Source organism: Pseudoxanthomonas yeongjuensis, assembly GCF_010093345.1.
GTDB lineage: Bacteria > Pseudomonadota > Gammaproteobacteria > Xanthomonadales > Xanthomonadaceae > Pseudoxanthomonas_A > Pseudoxanthomonas_A yeongjuensis.
Window position 1 is genome coordinate 1 of record NZ_PDWT01000019.1, and the last position, 588, is coordinate 588.

Sequence of the window (588 nt, forward strand, 5' to 3'; positions counted from 1 at the left end):
GGCCTGCCAGCAGCAGCGGCAGCAGCGATCGACGGATATGCGTGCGTTCCATGGCGTTCTCCCGGGGGGTTCAGTCGCGGCGCGGCAGGTCGATCTGACCGGTCACGCCACTGTGGTCGACATCGCCGCTGCCGATCGAGCCGACCGACAGGGCGCCCGCGCCGCGCACTTCCAGGTTGCCCGAGCCGATCGACTCGGCCCGCACGCGGCCGCTGACATTGCGCAGTTCCGCATCGCCGGAGCCGATCGAGCCGATCTTCACGTCGCCACGCGCGCCGTCCAGCTTGAAGTCGCCAGAGCCAATACTGCCGACTTCGGCTGCTCCACCCACGTTGCGCGCCTTTACATCGCCCGAACCGATCGAAAGCACCTTGAGCGCACCGCCGCCGTCGAGTTCGACGTCGCCGGAACCGACCTTGGCGGTCACCAGGCCACGGATGCCGCGCAGCTTGGCATCGCCCGAAAAAAAGTCGATCTAATGCCGGTGACCGAGCATCCATTAGGAGGTTCGTGCGGTAAGAAACGGCTGGGCTGGAACGCGACGACCGTGGGCTGCAGCCCGACGGGTGGCGTTGTCCAGTTCGACAA

The 588-nt window shown here is 66.7% G+C and carries 1 protein-coding gene; it reads right to left on the bottom strand.

The genetic code is table 11. The features are described from left to right. Nucleotides 1-70: 70 nt before the first annotated feature. Nucleotides 71-427, bottom strand: a complete 357-nt coding sequence (locus tag CSC74_RS17335) for a DUF2807 domain-containing protein (RefSeq protein WP_246193371.1) — start codon at nucleotides 425-427, stop codon at nucleotides 71-73. Nucleotides 428-588 lie beyond the last annotated feature (161 nt).